The organism is Achromobacter sp. GbtcB20, assembly GCF_019091095.1.
Lineage (GTDB): Bacteria > Pseudomonadota > Gammaproteobacteria > Burkholderiales > Burkholderiaceae_B > Achromobacter > Achromobacter mucicolens.
The window spans coordinates 1-264 of the sequence record NZ_JAGXJZ010000598.1 but is presented as its reverse complement, the minus strand read 5'-3'; the positions used below and the strand labels follow the sequence as shown (position 1 = coordinate 264).

Here is a 264-nt window from a genome sequence, read left to right as displayed (position 1 = left end):
CAGCGTGGCGCCCTTGGGCGAGCCGGTGGTGCCCGAGGTGAACTGGATGTTCACGGCTTCATCGAACTGCAATTCGGACTCGAGCCTTGCCAGCTGCTCGAGCTGGGCGGGCGCCGGCTCGGCCAGCAGTTCTTCGAAGTTGAGCATGCCCGGGGTCTTGTCGCTGCCGAGCCGGATCACGTGGCGCAGTTCGGGCAGCTTGCTGGACTTCAGCATCGACGGTTTCGCGTCGTGGATCTCGGGCACCAGGTCCTGCTCCATGGC

1 protein-coding gene is annotated in these 264 nt (G+C 65.5%); it reads right to left on the bottom strand.

Annotated features, from left to right (window positions below):
• A partial coding sequence (locus KVT32_RS30380) for an AMP-binding protein (RefSeq protein WP_371825645.1) occupies positions 1–264 on the bottom strand: 264 nt, incomplete at both ends.